The sequence below is a fragment of the Pleionea sp. CnH1-48 genome, from assembly GCF_024124665.1.
Lineage (GTDB): Bacteria > Pseudomonadota > Gammaproteobacteria > Enterobacterales > Kangiellaceae > JAMXSB01.
The window spans coordinates 192738-208694 of record NZ_JAMXSB010000012.1; the positions used below are offsets into that span (position 1 = coordinate 192738).

Sequence of the window (15957 nt, forward strand, 5' to 3'; positions counted from 1 at the left end):
TTATAACTCATTGATTTTATTGACTTATATATATCTCAAAGCAGAGGGTATTAATACCCTGTTTTATTGTTGGCCAGATTTGATAAGGTCGAGTGGACCAATTAATAAACAATAAGGGTCAGTAGACCTAATAATAATTAAGGGGACCATTGATGCTTGAACAAGGTATCACGCTGTTAGCAGTTGTTATTCTGGTATCCATCTATCAAGCCTTGCGAGGTGGTATTGATTACTTGAACAGCGAACGCGAAAGCAAAAATTTGCCACAAAAATCGATCCCACTGTGGTTAAACGCGTTTATGCTTGTCTCTTACACCTTATTGTTTTTATCCGTTACTTACGTCTGGATCACCCAAGTTTGGTTAGTGGCTTTAGCCATGACAGTTGCAACCTTTATGGCCAGCGTATCGGTTAAAATGATTTTCTTACCGCGTAGCGAAAGTGACTTTTATCAAAAGTACTTTGAAGGCCCGTTAACTGGCACCAAAGAGTTATCTTGATTTAATTCGCACCCCTTCAATAAATATAATAATTACGAAGGCCCTTATCGGGGCTGAATAATGTTTTCCCCGGTTAGGATTGCACGCTAGCATGGATGCTATTTTTATATAACGGTTACGCTATCAAACCTGTAGAATAGTCCCTACCTGAATAGTCAAACACAACGCTCTACACTGCTATGAACGAAACGCTTTTGTTAGAAGCTATCCAGCAAACCATGCCTTTTGGAAAATACGCTGGACGTAAACTTTTAGAATTACCTGAGCCTTACCTGGTCTGGTTTAACCAGCAAGGTTTTCCGCAAGGAAAACTAGGCGCACAACTGGCTCTGATCCATGAAATAAAAGTGAATGGACTAGAAGAAATGCTCAAACCTTTGTTGAACGCCAAAGCCTAAGGCCCCAACTTGCAACTGTTCGTTCAGGAACCCTGTTTTAAAGCCGTGTTCCAGGCCATGGGCGGCCCCTGTGAGTTGCTCATAGAAACGGATAGTGAAGCCTTAGCTTTTCAGCTTGCTTCGATCGCTCAGCAAGAAGTTGAACGAATAGAAGCGAAATACAGCCGCTATAAAAAAAACAATATCTGCCATGACTTAAACCAAAGTAATGGTAAAGCCGTCGCGATAGACGCCGAAACCTACCGCTTACTCAAGTTTGCTGATGATTGTTATCAAATGAGTGAAGGACTATTTGATATGACTTCTGGCGTGTTGAGAAAAGCATGGAAGTTCGACGGTTCAAACACTCTGCCCGATCAAGAAAAAATAAAATCTTTATTGCCCCATATTGGTTGGCAAAAAATAACCTTTGATCACAATCATTTTGTAATGCCACCGAATATGGAGTTGGACTTTGGTGGAATAGGAAAAGAATATGCCGTAGACAATGTGTGCCATCTACTAAAAAGCACAGCACCAACGACTGCCATTCTGGTTAATCTTGGTGGTGATTTAGCGACGACCACAACACGACATTTGAATAAAGCCTGGCGTATTGGCATCGAAGGACACAATGATATTTCTCATTTAGAATTTATGCAGGGTGCCATTGCAACCAGTGGCAACACTCATCGTTTTTTCGAAAAAGAGGGTGTTCGTTACAGCCACATATTAAATCCCAAAACAGGCATGCCAATTACTAATGCTCCATCGACTATCACGGTTGCCGCACCGCTATGCATCGAAGCAGGGTTGCTCGCCACACTCGCTATACTTCATGGCTCTGAGGCAAAATTATTTCTTGATACTCAAAACATTCGGTACTGGATCTCATAAAATAAAAAAGCAGAGCTATTGCTCTGCTTTTTCACATTTAGCGAGGATCAACCCCTCCACCATTAAAGCACTTAGGAACATAAGCACTGAAGTAGTGATAAGAACCTGTTTCGCTACTGTTTTTAGCTCTTACACGCAAGTTATAGCTTTTGCCGCCATAAGTTACGTCAAAAGCTGCCGCAGGTGCTGACGTAGAAGTAATATTGCGCCATGCACCGGCTTCATACTTTTGGAAGTCATAAGACGTTGCGCCTTGTGGTGCAGCCCAAGAAACAAAACCTTTACGAGTATAATAGCGGCACGCTCCGTACTCATAAAAAGCAGAGTTTACAAACGGCTCTCTAGGTACATAGTGACAGGTTTGTTGCGTTGTATAAGTTGAATGACTATAAGGTACTACCGCTGAACAACTAACTGACCGGCCTAGCTGATGATTGTATTCAGACAGTGTTGTCCATTGGCTGGTAGAATCATGGACATACTGGTTAATCCACCCGCTATGCCAACTTCCATTGATATACTCATTATAATGACAACTGGCCCAGCCAGCATAATGACGAATTTCGATTTGATGGTCCGTACAAACGCGATCTCGATCACTGTAGTCAATAATAGGATCTGCCGCAAACACTGTCATAGAGCTACCTAAAGCAGCAAGCAATAATTTAAGCTTCATAAAGTTTCCTTTTTATTTCTGGTTTTGAAAAATTGTGAATGAAAAACAACAATCACAATGTTGTTTTCGTTGAGCAAAACGCGACCCAACAAACTTTAAAAAAGTTTATTTATCATTTTTGTTCTTATGAAATTAAGACACATCCTAGTGCCGAAGAATCCATTACAGACTAAAGGAGCTCATTGCAATAAGCAATTCTCGAAGAGGACATTAAATAACAAAGAAGAATTTAATCGCAAATAACTAATAATAAGACAAAAAAAGAAGCCGGTGTAAAACCGGCTTCATTATGTCCATATCTATAGCGCTAGCTATGGAAAACTTTACTTATACAGCAACATATTTTTTGTTACCGATATCCTGCAACATCATCAATGATTGGACGGATTGCCTGATAAGAGTTTGATACACCTGTCACACCACATGGCTGACTATTACATGCATTCCAGTCAGGATCAGAAAAAATATCCAACTGAGTTACATTGCCATTGTAAGCCTGAGGATAAGCCATGATCGTTGAGAAGCTGAAATCAACACCATGTCCCATACCATAAGAGTAAACACCACCACTTCGATCGCCTTGACGACGTGAGTGAGCTAATCCCATGTTATGCCCTAACTCGTGAACAAAGGTGTTGTAACCACAATCAACTGCAGAAATACTGTAAGCACGGCTATTAGAGCTGCTATACATAGTGCCGTTGTTTCCACGACCAACCCAAGCAATACCACAAACATAACCCTGCAATTGACCACCCTGGAAAATATTTTCGCGAGTTCCCAACAACACAACCATATCTGCTTTGTACTGATTTCGATACCCCTGAATCGAATTGCTATCAGTAATCAAATCTAAATCGCTTTCTGTTGGCTGCAAGTCAGAAGTAGAAATTCTACCTTGAGCTACAACGTTCAGTGTAATATCCAAACCATTATTACGATAAACACGATTAGCATACGAAATAAGATTGTTAATACGTGTGCTCATGCTGCCCGATATTTTATCCGCTGCAGGTTGCGTATAAAGCATCATAACATCAATGGTTTCTGCCTTTGCAGCTGAGACCATTCCCACCATCCCAACAGTGGCCATCATTAGTTTTTTCATTAGAGTTAGCTCCTCTTAGTTTTATTATATTTGCGATTTATCGTCGCTCGACGATTTTTAATTTGATGATTTGATATCGGCATCGATCTCTAGATTGTCATTACTATCGACAGGTTGGTCATCACTAAAATGAACACCATCTTGATGATCAGACCAATGATTAGCGGCCATCGCTCCCCCCGGAGCAATCCAGGCATAATCGCCTTGTGACTCAAGCATAAAAACACCATCAGGTGTACTAATTTGAGCGTAGGTGGTCTTTTCGCCGATAGTAAATACCGCACTGAAGTAAGGACTCATACCAGGAAAATTGGCTTCGACCGTACGGTCACCATTTTTATGGTTGGTAATGTGATCGACTTCAGCAATCAACTCTGTGCCAAGTTGAGGAATAGCAATTGGGAAAGAATCTCCCAGAGAAAGGTTGAGCAAACCACTATTGTCGAGTTGAACATAAGCTTCTTGAGCCAGATCAGCAGGCAATTTGTCAGACGCCTGAAGCACCGACTTTGCTTTATCTGACACCGCCCATAATTCCAAATTAACAGGGTTGGAATCAGCAGATTTTGATTCAACAATCGTTGGTTTCTTTTTAGCAGGAGGGGATGATGGAGAGGAAGATGCCGGAGCATCTGCTTTAACAATAAAAATAGCTTTGTCATCAATTGAGTTTTCGTTATCAACTTTATGCGCCTTGTTCTCAGCACTATTAAAGTAAATATAACTACACAACATTAAACTCAAAACGACAGCAACTAGCCAGATCACTTTATGTTTCATGGCTTCCCCTTATTTTCCAATACTTGTTAATAATTATTTTTTTTACAGTTTGTTTGTTTTTTTATGAAGATCACAGGTAATTTTTATCATTTACGGAGTGACTTAATACCTACTTTTTGTGGGTATTTATTGTATTTCAATTGAGGTAGATTTGAGGTAGGATCGCGCGACTTTTTATTATTCTTACCACTAAATAAATATATTGTTAATATCTAATTAAATAAAATCTTATTTAGAATAAACTAAACTAGCTTACAGTATATTACCAGCGATTTTTTCTGCTGATTTTAGTTAGATGCTTGTTATCAATAAAGTTCACTTTGTCTAACGGATATATCAGACAAAGTGACTCATATCGTCAATGCTAATCCGTTATACTGTCCAAGTGTTAGAAAGGCTAAGCTATACACTTTCATTCATAACCCATCATAAAAGGCTTCGTCTTTCTTTACCCTTTGGTTCTGTGAAACATTATCTTTATTAGCATGAAATATTTTCTGGCCCGTTTTATTTTTCCCGATAAAAAATTATTATTTTATTTAAGTAAAAAGTTTGCTATCTCAGTAGAAGAGAATGTAAAAAAATCGAAACAAGGTTAGAAAAAAAATTTGAATCATCGCTTTAATTTGACACTAATCAACTAATTGATTCACTTTAATTCGATTTAAAAAAATAAGACTAGTCTTTATTAATTAGCAAGGAAAAATTGATTATCGATTCAATAATAATTGTTAATCCAATTAAGAAACTAACTAACAATAATTCTTATTCCATTAAGTAAAAACACTTTGCCTGCCTGTTGAGAATAACTCAATAGCAGGTCTGCCTTACCGCAATTCAGGCATCAGAATGGCTAGTGTAAGCCATGGTCTTTTCTTCTTCAGAAGTTTTCTGTTCTGGATAGTGAACTTCTGGATCTTCTGGTAACAAAAGATAAGCGACAGCGCTAACAGACATAACAAACACTGCGAGTATTACGTTTTTGTGTTTCATAATAACAACCTCTCTCTGCCTATATATAAAATCCTAATTAACGTTTTTATTCTGCTGTTAATTTGAGCATTATTTCTTAATTAGGTTAAGTAATTTTAACTCACTTTCTTGTGATTTATTACACACAAATTTTAAATTTAATTTAAAAAAGAGATTTTTATTTTTGTGTGAGATTTTCCAATATTTTATATTTCAACATCGAGATAAATAGCAGGGCATTTTAAAACAACGTAACTAATTTAATAACCGGATCCTTTTATACAGAGGCGACAATTTTTTGTACAAAGGTCGGTAAGCTTGTTGATAGATCTGTTGATAAAGCTCTACGTTTTGAGCAATCGGCTCAATAATATTGCGTGTATGACACATCGCTTTGCATGCATCGTGATAATTCGAGTGAACACCTAACCCGACAGCAATATTAATAGCAGCACCCAGACCCGAAGTTTCAAAGGTAGCCGGATGTTGTACTGGCAAATTGAAAATATCTGCGGTTACTTGCAATGCCGTTTTACTTTGTGAGCCGCCACCGGAAACACTGAGTCGAGTAATATCGGTGCCGCTTCGTCGTTCAATATTTTCGCGTCCTTCAAGCAAACCAAAGGCAATCCCTTCGATCATCGCACGATAGATATGAGCGCGCGTATGCTGATCAGTAAAACCGATAATGGCACCGCGAGCTTCAGGACCAGGATGTCTTACTCCTGGATTCCAATAAGGCTGTAGAATCAACCCATTGGCTCCAGGCTCAATCATTCCTGCCTGTTGATCTAATACCGTTTCTGTAGAAACTCCTTGTTGTTCCGCCGTCATTCGCTCTTGATGGGCAAACTGCTCCTTAAACCAGCTGACCATCCAATAACCGCGATAGATTTGAAACTCAGTGTTGTAAGTTTCAGGTATTGCCGCAGGGTAGGGAGGAATAAATCGAATAGGTTCAACATAACGTGACGTTGACGTATTGATAGTCGCCGTTGTGCCATAACTGATTTGTCCATGGTCAGGCGTTAAACAACCACAACCCAGAACTTCGCACGCTTTATCAGCAGCGGCAGCGATCAGGGGCGTGCCTTCTAACAACCCAGTTTGCCCGCTAGCTTCTGCGGTGATATGTCCCATGGTTTCGCCGGGTGCTATCAGATCAGGCAGCTGTTCTGGCTTCACAGGGCATGCCTGCCACTTCCAGTCTCGTTTGCCTGCCCATTGGTGAGATTTGTAATCGAAGGGAACATAACCCACTTGCGACCCCACCGAATCAACATATTCGCCACACAACTTATAGTTGTAGTAACCCGACAGGAACAAATACTTGTGAGTTTTATGGTAAATGTCAGGTTGATGCTGCTTTATCCAGTTGATTTCTGCATCCAGTGCGAACTGCTCAACAGTATCTTGCACACCCACCAGTTGAAAGGCCGTACGCCATAACCAGTGAATATTCGGTTTAAGCGATGCCTGACGTTTATCCATCCAGATAATAGCCGGACGCAACGGCGCACCTTTGCTGTCCAGATTGATCATGGTGGCTCGTTGTGTTGTCACCGATACGCCTAAGATAGACTCAGGAACTATGTCTGATTCGGTCCAGAGCTTATTACAAACACGACACAAGGAATCCCAGAAGTAATTAACATGTTGCTCAACCCAGCCGCTTTGATCCGAAAAATATCCATCCAGACTCACTTGAGCTTTTGCCAGCAACTCCCCCGTTGCATCAAACACCAGGGCGCGGATACTCTGGGTACCACAATCGATTGCTAATAAGTTACTCTTCTGCATAGACTTCATTTCTCGAATAGACACAAAACAGAACGCCATCGGTCATCAGTGACAATGGCTTCCAAACCACGGCTTATTGGACTTGAACGGTTGAGTTCAAAGGTGCAAGCTTGAGGTAAAAGATACAAAACCCAACAGAGGCAGGCTCTGTTGGGTTCGCGCTCAGATTATTTCATTACCGCCAGATAGCATCAAGCGTTATTGCTACCAATCCCAGAATGTCTTAATAGTGGCTCAATATCCGGTTTACGCCCTCTGAATCGCTGAAACAATTCCATCGCAGGTGCAGAGCCGCCTCTTTGTAGGACACTTTCTTTAAAGTCAGCGCCTACTGAAGTACTAAAAATACCTTCTTCTTCAAAACGAGAAAACGCATCGGCGCTTAATACTTCTGCCCATTTGTAGCTGTAGTAACCCGCCGAGTAACCGCCAGCAAAAATGTGTGAAAAGCTATGTTGAAACCGGTTCCACTGTGGCGGTATCACCACCGCTACCTGCTGACGAACTTCGTTTAAGGTCTGCTGAATTTTACTCTCCTGGCCAGGCTGGAACTCACTGTGGATACGGAAATCAAACAGAGCGAACTCCAGCTGACGTACCATAAACATGGCTGATTGAAAGTTCTTAGCAGCCTGAAGTTTTTCGCGCATATCGTCAGGCAATGGCGCGCCAGTTTCAAAGTGGCCAGAAATTCGGTTCAAACCTTCTTTTTCGTAGCAGAAGTTTTCCATAAACTGACTGGGCAACTCAACAGCATCCCACTCCACGCCGTTGATACCAGAAGCGCTCAGATATTCCACTTCTGTGAGCATGTGGTGCAAACCATGACCAAACTCATGAAACAGAGTCACGACTTCGTCATGAGTTAACTGTGCTGCCTGCTCGCCAATAGGCGGATTAAAATTACAGGTCAAATAAGCAACCGGGCGTTGTAATTCATCATTAGCAAAACGAAAGCGACTGCAATAATCGGCCATCCAGGCGCCACCGCGTTTAAAGGAGCGGGCAAAGAGATCGAGATAAAAGCGGGCTATGGATTCGCCATCACTGCTCTGAACCTCGAACAGACGCACATCTTCATGCCATTTATCAAAGCCACTCTCAATTTCTTTGATCTTCACCTCAAATAAGGTTTCGGTAATGCTAAATAGGCCATCCAATACCTGATTAACCGGAAAATAAGGTCGTAACTCTTCTTGCGAAATGGCATAGCACGCCTGTTTGAGTTTTTCACTCGTATACAGAACATCCCAGGCATTAAGTTCTGCCGTCTTTAATTCTTGCTGTGCGTATTGTGTTAATTCCGCCAGTTCTTTTTCTGCCTGAGGTTTCGACTTTGCTGCTAAGTCCTGCAAAAAGCTCATGACTTCTTCGGTGGATGATGCCATTTTTGTGGCGAGAGAGAGCTCTCCATAATGGGCAAAATCAAGCAGCTGGGCCAACTCGTGCTTGAGCGCGAGCATCTCATCCATCAAGGGGCTGTTATCCCATTCGCTATGTTCACTTTGATCTGATGCCCGTGTACTGTAGGCACGATACATTTCTTCGCGCAAAGCCTGATCATCGGCATAAGTCATCACGGCAAAATAACAGGGGAACTCGAGATTTAATAAATAGCCCGACAGCTCTTTCTGCTGCGCATTTTGCTCAAGCAGGGCTAATGATGAGGCAGGTAATCCTGACAGACGTTGGTCGTCTTCAAGGTGCTTACTCCAAGCCATGGTCGCATCGAGCAAGTTTTGTTCATATTTAGATGACAGTTCCGACAAACGTTTACGGATCTCACCAAAGCGCTGTTGTTTTTCTAGCGGTAATGCAACACCGGCTAATTTAAAATCGCGTAATTCGTCTTCCAATATTTTTATCTGAGTTGTGTCCAGATCAAGAGAATCACGATGTTCATACAGCTGCTCAATCGCCTGATATAACGGTTTATTTTGTCCCAACCAGGTACTGTGCTCTGACAGCAAAGGCAAACACTGATCATAGGCCGCTCTCAACTCGTCAGAATTCACCACCGCATTCATGTGGGAAACAGGCGACCAACGCTTGCCCAGCTCATTTCCGAGTTCGTCCAGCGGCAACATCAGATTGTCCCAGCGGTACTCATTTTGTTCAGATAAAAGTGTCTCTATAGCGGACTTCTGTGCTTTTAGAGTGCTCTCTACTGCGGGCACTATGTGCTCCGTTTTAATTTGAGAAAACGGAGCTAAATCAAATGAATCTAACAGGGGGTTACTCATATCTCTACCCTTTATGTTTTTTATCTCGAAGGCGCATCGAACGGACTTAAAGAACAGCGTCAGGCTGTCTATTTAATGAATGTCAGTTTAGAACCCGACTCGCAGGCCTGCCACGCCAATTTCAAGAATTTGTTGTTTACTACTTGATGGGGTCTAGCCAGTATAATTAAAGCCTAATGAGCAAATATCTATTGAATTCAAGCGCTTTTAACCTCAATTAGGTACGACAGACAAAATATTACGTTCATAACCCCAGCAAAAAAACGTGTGTCTTCTGTAACATTTCACTAAGCTAGTGGGTTATTAATTATCATTACAAACGTTTTTGAGGTAATCGGTATGAGCCAATACGATTTTGATTATTTAGCCATCGGCGGGGGCAGTGGTGGTATCGCTTCTGTCAATCGTGCCGCCATGCATGGCAAGAAATGCGCATTGGTAGAAGCCAATGCGTTAGGTGGAACCTGTGTGAACGTGGGCTGTGTTCCCAAGAAGGTCATGTGGTATGGCGCTCAGGTTGCCGAAGCTTTTAAGCTTGCTCCGGATTATGGTTTTGACGTCAAAGTGGATAATTTCGACTGGTCTGGCTTAACAGCCAGCCGTGACGCTTACATCAGTCGTATTCATCAGTCTTACGACAATGTTCTAGAAAAGAACAAAGTTACCGTTATCAAAGGCTACGCAAAATTTGTTGATGCTCATACGGTCGAAGTGGATGGCCAACACTACACTGCTGAAAAAATCCTCATTGCAACGGGCGGTACACCCAGCATTCCTGATGTGCCAGGGGCAGACTTAGGTACCGACTCGGATGGCTTCTTTGCTTTCACCGAACAACCCAAACGGGTAGCCGTAGTGGGTGCCGGTTATATCGCCGTAGAAATTGCCGGCGTACTAAACGCCCTGGGCAGTGAAACTCACCTGATTGTGCGTAAAGAAAAACCGCTCAGACAATTTGACGACATGCTGTCCGATACCCTCACCGAGGTCATCAATGAGTCCAGTATTCACCTGCACAATCACAGCACACCCAGTGAAGTCATCGAACAAGACGACGGCAGCCTGCTGATTAAATTAACCAATGGAAATACCGTCGGACCTGTGGACGAGTTGACATGGGCAATCGGTCGAGCGCCTGCAACAGACAACCTCAATCTCAATGCGGCAGGGGTTGAGCTCGACTCTCGCGGTTTTATCATTACCGATAAATACCAAAACACCTGTGTTGAAAATATTTTTGCCGTGGGCGACAACACTGGCCGAGCAGCATTAACTCCAGTTGCCGTCGCAGCCGGACGCCGTTTATCCGAGCGACTCTTTAATGGTAAGACCGATGAGCATCTGGACTACACAAACATTCCAACGGTCGTGTTCAGTCATCCTCCGATTGGCACCGTTGGTTTATCAGAAGCAGAAGCCATCGAAACCTATGGCGAAGACAAAGTGAAAGTGTATCGCTCACAGTTCACCGCCATGTACACGGCGGTTACTCAACATCGTGAACCAACCAAGATGAAATTAGTTTGTGTGGGTGACGAAGAAAAAATCGTAGGCATACACAGCATTGGTTTTGGATCCGATGAGCTGCTTCAAGGATTTGCCGTCGCTCTCAAAATGGGGGCAACTAAAACAGACTTTGACAATACCGTTGCCATACACCCTACATCGGCCGAAGAATTTGTCACCATGCGCTAATCCCATCAGGCAAGCAGAGAAGTTCGTTCTTTCTGCTTGCTTTTTTACCCCTCAAAAGTAGTAACTGAAACAGGAAAAAAGATCCGGTCTTTTTTCGTTACTCAAATTAGAAAAGCCTCTCTAAAATTTTGCTATTCGAGATAATATTTATTTTCAATTTTTATTATTCACAAAGAAAAAACTAAAAGTGTGATGCAAATCACACTAATGTTCGTCAATGAAAATTCACGTTGAGTTGTAAAACAAAACCCTGAAAAATATCCTATCAGCAAATATGATTATCTTTCAAAGAGATACGAACATGCATAACAACGTCATATTTGTTCGGCACTATGCCCCCTTAGCCTATAAACTTTTGGAGTAATCATGAATGATATGACATTGGGCTCTAAGCCAAGCTCAGACAGTAAGCCTTTTTTGTCAGGAATGAAAGAAGAAGCCAAGCCAGCAGAAGCAACCAGTAAAGTTGAACAGAAGCTAGCAAAAGATCACTCGGTTATTGGTAAGAACATCAAATTCCGTGGTGAGCTTATTGGTACTGAAGACCTGCACATCGAAGGTACTGTTGAGGGAACTGTCATCATGGAAGGGCAGAACTTATCCATTGGAGAAGAGGGAGAAATTAACGCGAATATTCACGCTCAAAATTTGGTTATCAACGGTAAATTAACCGGTGATGTACTGGCTGATGAGTTGATCGAAATTCGTAAATCTGCGGTAGTAAAAGGTAACTTAATCGCGCCACGTATTCAGCTAGACGACGGAGGTAAATTCCGTGGTTCAATGGATATGATTGATACCGATGATGAGAAGAAACAACGTCACATCGACTTTAAACAGAAGTTGATTCATCCTCATCTTCCCGCTAATGATGCTGTTGCATCAGACAACAAGGTATCATCAACGCCAGCGCAACCTGCAACTCAAGCAGCAAAAGAGTCATCCAAACCCAACAATGACTCGCGCAATAAAAACGATAAAAAATAATATTTATCGTTATCATTGAGCACAATGATAAGCCAATCGATATGCAAGTATCGATTGGCATTAATATGCTACGACTAAATTAATGACTCAACATCATTCGTTCGCTTTAGCTACCGTAGTTAATGACATGGTCACAGAAAACAATGTGATCCTTGACCTGGGCTCTATGGCCTCAGGTTCTACTGGTGCTTTTTTGAAAATGGGATGCAAATGCTACGTCGAAGATCTCAATGAGTTTCTCGAAGAAGTCGACACGTCTTCAGAAAACTCAAAAGCACAGCTGGATGCACATTTGCTCGATAAGCCCTCCGGCCTAAAATTTGACTTCGTTCTCTGTTGGGACATTCTCAATTATCTGGATGCTGATTTACTAGAGCATCTTATGCAAACCCTCAGCCCTCATTTTAAAGAAGGGACAATACTTCACACGATGCGTTATGTTGGCGAGAGTATGCCAGCAAGCCCTGGTCACTTTAAAATAGGTAACAATTTTAATCTGGAGCTTATTGAAGCTTCAGACTCACAAAAGGTTCCAGTCAGCTCTTTATCAACCGTTAAAATGTTAAAGCACATGGGTGCCTTTACTATGCGCAAAACACTCATGAATCAACAAGGCATGAAACATGATATTAACGAAATGCTACTGGAATACGGTAATACCGCGTTAGGCAAAAACCTGAAACGTAATACTCAATCCAATCAGTTACGTTATTCCAGCCATAAAACAACATTTGACGATGTGTTTTTGCCTTGCCTGGCTCAAGTGCTCGATCATGTCAGCCCCAAAGCCAACCTTTCAATATTAGAAACCAGCAAAAAAAGTGGCCGAGCGATGGAGCATTTAAACACCATCGCGAGCAATGTCTATGTAGAAGACGTCTATTCCTCAATGATGTGGCACGATAAAATTGCGGCGAATGGACACTCCACGGTTAACGACAATATGTTGCGGTTTTCTAAAGATATCTATTTTGATGTGGTGCTGCTATGGGATCTGGTGAACTTTACTGACTTTCATAAACTGCAACGTTTGATGGAGTTACTTAAACGAAACCTGAATCCAGGCGCGCTAATACATATTCTTCTGTTCAAAAATGAAGGGGCTCCGGATTCCCCTGCTGTGTTCGAAGTAAATAACGACACATCTGTCACCGTCAAAGGAGAGGTAAAAGGTAACAACCAACGACCCGTTAGCACGACGGCAGAACTTATGAAACTTATGTCTCACTCAAAAATGGTTAATACGCACTTTGGTAATATGGGCGGCGAACATTTTTGTGAGTTTGTATTTGAGTATCTCGGTTAATGCCAGCACTTTTAGATGAACGCTCAGGAACAACATCATGTCTGACTTTATGAAAAATACTTTCTTATCTATCACACCATCAGATATGACAGAACTGTTTATGCTAATCATGTTGGTGGTATTCATTATCGCCGTGCTGGCGCATGCTACCAATCGCTTGAAACTGTTTGTCCATCAGGCACCAGGATTATTAACCTCTCTTGGAATACTGGGTACTTTTACTGGCGTTATCATTGGACTTATGAGCTTTGATATCACGCAGATAGAAGCAGGGATTTCTCAATTATTGGATGGCCTAAAAACGGCATTCATTACCAGTGTCATGGGTATTACTTTATCCATTTTATTTAAGATTATCATTACACTGTTTCCACGTACCCACCCAGACAATGAGCTGGGAATTCAGCATCTCTACCAAGCTATCAACCAGCAGACATCAGTCATTGAACAGCTCAGCCAACGGATTAATAGCCAGCAACAGAACCAGAGAGAAACGCTTAAGCACTTTACCGAAGATTTGTCACAACAGACGGCCCAGTCGCTGGTGAAAGAGCTATCCTTGGTGGTCACTGAGTTCAACCAAAAGCTATCGAATCAATTTGGCGAGCACTTTACACTTTTTGGCGATCGCTTCGAGCAATTTGGATTGATTGTTGACTCGCTCTCTAATGAGTTTGAAGCTCATGAAGCGCGCATTAACCATTGGTTAAAAAGCAATGAAGCACACCATGAAGCCGTCAATAAGACTCATCTTGAACTCGAAAAGATTGGAGAAAAATTAGCACTGATACCAGCGCATCTCGAAACACTTAATCCTGTTCTAGAACAGGGAAAAGAGCAGATATCACTGATTAACGAACAGCTTAAAGCATACCAATCAACCTATGAGCAAGTGACTCATATCGTTCCTGAAGTGTCTAAGAACCTCAGCGAATTCACTGATGGTATTCATTCAGTAAAACAACTACTGACTCATGATCTGCAAGAAACGATGGGGCAGTACAATCAGACTCTACAACAAGCTCAACAGGGTGTGCTTGCCCCCATTGAAGAATGGCAGCAAAATCTAAAACAACTGGAACAACATCAACGAAATACCATCGATGAATGGAAACAACAATTATCAACAGCGGTTGGAGAGCTCAACCAATGTTATATCCAGTCTTTAACCGCACTATCTGATCAAAGCGCGGTTATGACCGAACAAACTGGACTGATCCAAGATGTGCTCAGCCAGATTGTTGATGTAGACACCACTCTGGTTGATAAAATCGTTGAACAAACCTTAGTAGCACACCGTCAAAGCTTTGCCGATATAAAAACCTATCAGCAAGAATCTTATCAACAAATCTCTGATGCATTGAGAAGCTATATAGAAGAAAGCTTGCATCAATCTGACACCTCGTTTGCCCAACAACAAAACTTAATCAATCACAAGTTAGAGCAAGAAATTAGCCAGGTTATGGAAGCAATGGGAGAGGCCCTGGCGTTAATCAGTGGGCAATTTGCGCGCGATTATCAACAACTGCTGATGCAAATGAAACGCATCATGAAAGACACTCAAGAACTCTCACTATGAACCCCGTTAATTTATCCCATAAAGATACAGACTCCCATTGGATCAGCGTGTCGGATTTAATGGCTGGTTTAATGATGGTGTTTCTCTGTATTGCGATTGCAATGATGTATTCCGTCTCAGTAGAAAGGGATAAAGTACGCAAGATGGCTGTCTCTTATCGCGACAATCAGTTAGCCATCTATCATTCGCTTGTAAAAGAGTTTGATAAGGATCTATCAGCCTGGGGAGCTACGATTAATCGTGATACCCTGACCATCACCTTTCAAACACCCGATGCCATGTTTGCTACTGGTGATACTCAACTAAGCCAGCCCTATCAAGAAATCCTGAGTGAATTCTTTCCTCGCTACTTACGAGTACTGACTCCCTTTAACGCCTCTATCGAAGAAATTCGATTAGAAGGGCATACCAGCAGCCGTTGGCAACAGAGCAATGATGCCAGTGTCGCATACTTTAATAATTTAGCCTTGTCACAAGAACGTACACTGTCAGTGCTTCAATTTGTATCTGCACTACCCTCTGTGACAGAGCACAGTCGTTGGATTACAAAACATATTGCAGCCGTTGGCTATTCATCATCAAGGCCCGTTCTTGACGAATATGGGCAAGAAGCCGTGGAACAATCAAAGCGTGTTGCATTTAGAGTCATTACCAACTCTGAAGTGAAGATAAAGAATATTTTGGAGGAAACCCTGTGACCAATTCTTGGTTAAAACATTTTAAAGGCTTAAATAAAGCCGTCGAGTTGATGCGGGGTCATAAAGACAAAGAGCCCGATGTGACTGCTGACTCAGCCAGTTCAACCCACACACCCAACAGTGATCTGGTAGAAGAAAATGACACGCCTTTAGCTGTCGAGGTAAAACCGGATTTGGCCGGGCATCTGCCAGAACAACTGGATACCGATGCTGATGCTGATGCTGATGCTGATGCTGATGCTGATGCTGATGCTGATGCTGATGCTGATGCTGATGCTGATGCTGATGCTGATGCTGATGCTGATGCTGATGCTGATGCTGATGCTGATGCTGATGCTG

The 15957-nt window shown here is 42.1% G+C and carries 16 protein-coding genes; 10 read left to right on the forward strand and 6 right to left on the reverse strand.

Annotated features, from left to right (window positions below):
- Positions 1-152 precede the first annotated feature (152 nt).
- From NH399_RS18865 to NH399_RS18875, 3 genes are all read left to right on the forward strand, one after another.
- Positions 153-500, forward strand: a complete 348-nt coding sequence (locus NH399_RS18865; RefSeq protein ID WP_253042739.1) for a hypothetical protein — start codon at positions 153-155, stop codon at positions 498-500.
- Positions 501-679: 179 nt separating this feature from the next.
- Positions 680-898 carry a DUF3820 family protein gene (locus tag NH399_RS18870; RefSeq protein ID WP_253042740.1) on the forward strand — a complete coding sequence of 73 codons (219 nt, stop codon included), beginning with the start codon at positions 680-682 and terminating at the stop codon, positions 896-898.
- Positions 899-907: 9 nt separating this feature from the next.
- A complete protein-coding gene (locus NH399_RS18875) occupies positions 908-1774 on the forward strand; it encodes an FAD:protein FMN transferase (RefSeq protein WP_253042741.1) in 867 nt (288 codons plus the stop codon).
- 37 nt (positions 1775-1811) lie between these two features.
- Here NH399_RS18875 and NH399_RS18880 read toward each other — a convergent pair whose 3' ends face one another.
- Positions 1812-2450, reverse strand: coding sequence for a hypothetical protein (locus tag NH399_RS18880; protein ID WP_253042742.1), 639 nt, complete (start codon positions 2448-2450; stop codon positions 1812-1814).
- Positions 2451-2488: 38 nt separating this feature from the next.
- On the opposite strand from NH399_RS18880, the gene NH399_RS25620 reads away from it, so the two are divergent.
- Entirely contained in the window at positions 2489-2623 is a 135-nt protein-coding gene (locus NH399_RS25620) for a hypothetical protein (RefSeq protein WP_256489692.1), read from the forward strand.
- A 176-nt stretch (positions 2624-2799) separates the two neighbouring features.
- Here the strand turns inward: NH399_RS25620 and NH399_RS18885 are convergent, their stop codons facing one another.
- The 5 genes from NH399_RS18885 to prlC form a co-directional block, all read right to left on the reverse strand.
- Complete coding sequence (locus NH399_RS18885; RefSeq protein ID WP_253042743.1) at positions 2800-3558, reverse strand: zinc-dependent metalloprotease family protein; 759 nt, start codon at positions 3556-3558, stop codon at positions 2800-2802.
- A gap of 57 nt (positions 3559-3615) precedes the next feature.
- The gene (locus NH399_RS18890) at positions 3616-4338 is read right to left on the reverse strand and encodes a hypothetical protein (protein ID WP_253042744.1); all 723 of its coding nucleotides are present in this window, start codon (positions 4336-4338) and stop codon (positions 3616-3618) included.
- Between the two features lie 837 nt (positions 4339-5175).
- Positions 5176-5331, reverse strand: a complete 156-nt coding sequence (locus tag NH399_RS18895) for a hypothetical protein (RefSeq protein ID WP_253042745.1) — start codon at positions 5329-5331, stop codon at positions 5176-5178.
- A 234-nt stretch (positions 5332-5565) separates the two neighbouring features.
- On the reverse strand, positions 5566-7110 hold the full coding sequence (locus tag NH399_RS18900; protein WP_253042746.1) for an FGGY-family carbohydrate kinase: 1545 nt from the start codon (positions 7108-7110) through the stop codon (positions 5566-5568).
- Between the two features lie 191 nt (positions 7111-7301).
- Positions 7302-9353 carry an oligopeptidase A gene (gene prlC, locus NH399_RS18905; protein ID WP_253042747.1) on the reverse strand — a complete coding sequence of 684 codons (2052 nt, stop codon included), beginning with the start codon at positions 9351-9353 and terminating at the stop codon, positions 7302-7304.
- Positions 9354-9692: 339 nt separating this feature from the next.
- Here prlC and gorA point away from each other — a divergent pair, with 339 nt between their 5' ends.
- From gorA to NH399_RS18935, 6 genes are all read left to right on the forward strand, one after another.
- Complete coding sequence (gene gorA / locus NH399_RS18910) at positions 9693-11048, forward strand: glutathione-disulfide reductase (RefSeq protein ID WP_253042748.1); 1356 nt, start codon at positions 9693-9695, stop codon at positions 11046-11048.
- Positions 11049-11414: 366 nt separating this feature from the next.
- A complete protein-coding gene (locus NH399_RS18915) occupies positions 11415-12035 on the forward strand; it encodes a polymer-forming cytoskeletal protein (RefSeq protein WP_253042749.1) in 621 nt (206 codons plus the stop codon).
- An 82-nt stretch (positions 12036-12117) separates the two neighbouring features.
- Positions 12118-13341 carry a hypothetical protein gene (locus tag NH399_RS18920; protein ID WP_253042750.1) on the forward strand — a complete coding sequence of 408 codons (1224 nt, stop codon included), beginning with the start codon at positions 12118-12120 and terminating at the stop codon, positions 13339-13341.
- A 37-nt stretch (positions 13342-13378) separates the two neighbouring features.
- A complete protein-coding gene (locus NH399_RS18925; RefSeq protein ID WP_253042751.1) occupies positions 13379-14920 on the forward strand; it encodes a hypothetical protein in 1542 nt (513 codons plus the stop codon).
- Positions 14917-15618 carry an OmpA family protein gene (locus NH399_RS18930; protein ID WP_253042752.1) on the forward strand — a complete coding sequence of 234 codons (702 nt, stop codon included), beginning with the start codon at positions 14917-14919 and terminating at the stop codon, positions 15616-15618. Before NH399_RS18925 ends, NH399_RS18930 begins: the two co-directional genes overlap by 4 nt.
- Positions 15615-15957: hypothetical protein (locus tag NH399_RS18935; protein WP_253042753.1), on the forward strand; the 343-nt coding region annotated here is incomplete at its 3' end. The genes NH399_RS18930 and NH399_RS18935, both read left to right, overlap by 4 nt.

What these genes read in the sequence shown, in the direction of transcription:
- NH399_RS18865 (WP_253042739.1), top strand. Translation starts at nt 153, where the DNA reads ATGCTTGAACAAGGTATCACGCTGTTAGCAGTTGTTATTCTGGTATCC.
- NH399_RS18870 (WP_253042740.1), top strand. Translation starts at nt 680, where the DNA reads ATGAACGAAACGCTTTTGTTAGAAGCTATCCAGCAAACCATGCCTTTT.
- NH399_RS18880 (WP_253042742.1), bottom strand. Translation starts at nt 2,450, where the DNA reads ATGAAGCTTAAATTATTGCTTGCTGCTTTAGGTAGCTCTATGACAGTG.
- NH399_RS25620 (WP_256489692.1), top strand. Translation starts at nt 2,489, where the DNA reads ATGAAAAACAACAATCACAATGTTGTTTTCGTTGAGCAAAACGCGACC.
- NH399_RS18885 (WP_253042743.1), bottom strand. Translation starts at nt 3,558, where the DNA reads ATGAAAAAACTAATGATGGCCACTGTTGGGATGGTGGGAATGGTCTCA.
- NH399_RS18890 (WP_253042744.1), bottom strand. Translation starts at nt 4,338, where the DNA reads ATGAAACATAAAGTGATCTGGCTAGTTGCTGTCGTTTTGAGTTTAATG.
- NH399_RS18895 (WP_253042745.1), bottom strand. Translation starts at nt 5,331, where the DNA reads ATGAAACACAAAAACGTAATACTCGCAGTGTTTGTTATGTCTGTTAGC.
- NH399_RS18900 (WP_253042746.1), bottom strand. Translation starts at nt 7,110, where the DNA reads ATGCAGAAGAGTAACTTATTAGCAATCGATTGTGGTACCCAGAGTATC.
- prlC (WP_253042747.1), bottom strand. Translation starts at nt 9,353, where the DNA reads ATGAGTAACCCCCTGTTAGATTCATTTGATTTAGCTCCGTTTTCTCAA.
- gorA (WP_253042748.1), top strand. Translation starts at nt 9,693, where the DNA reads ATGAGCCAATACGATTTTGATTATTTAGCCATCGGCGGGGGCAGTGGT.
- NH399_RS18915 (WP_253042749.1), top strand. Translation starts at nt 11,415, where the DNA reads ATGAATGATATGACATTGGGCTCTAAGCCAAGCTCAGACAGTAAGCCT.
- NH399_RS18920 (WP_253042750.1), top strand. Translation starts at nt 12,118, where the DNA reads ATGACTCAACATCATTCGTTCGCTTTAGCTACCGTAGTTAATGACATG.
- NH399_RS18925 (WP_253042751.1), top strand. Translation starts at nt 13,379, where the DNA reads ATGTCTGACTTTATGAAAAATACTTTCTTATCTATCACACCATCAGAT.
- NH399_RS18930 (WP_253042752.1), top strand. Translation starts at nt 14,917, where the DNA reads ATGAACCCCGTTAATTTATCCCATAAAGATACAGACTCCCATTGGATC.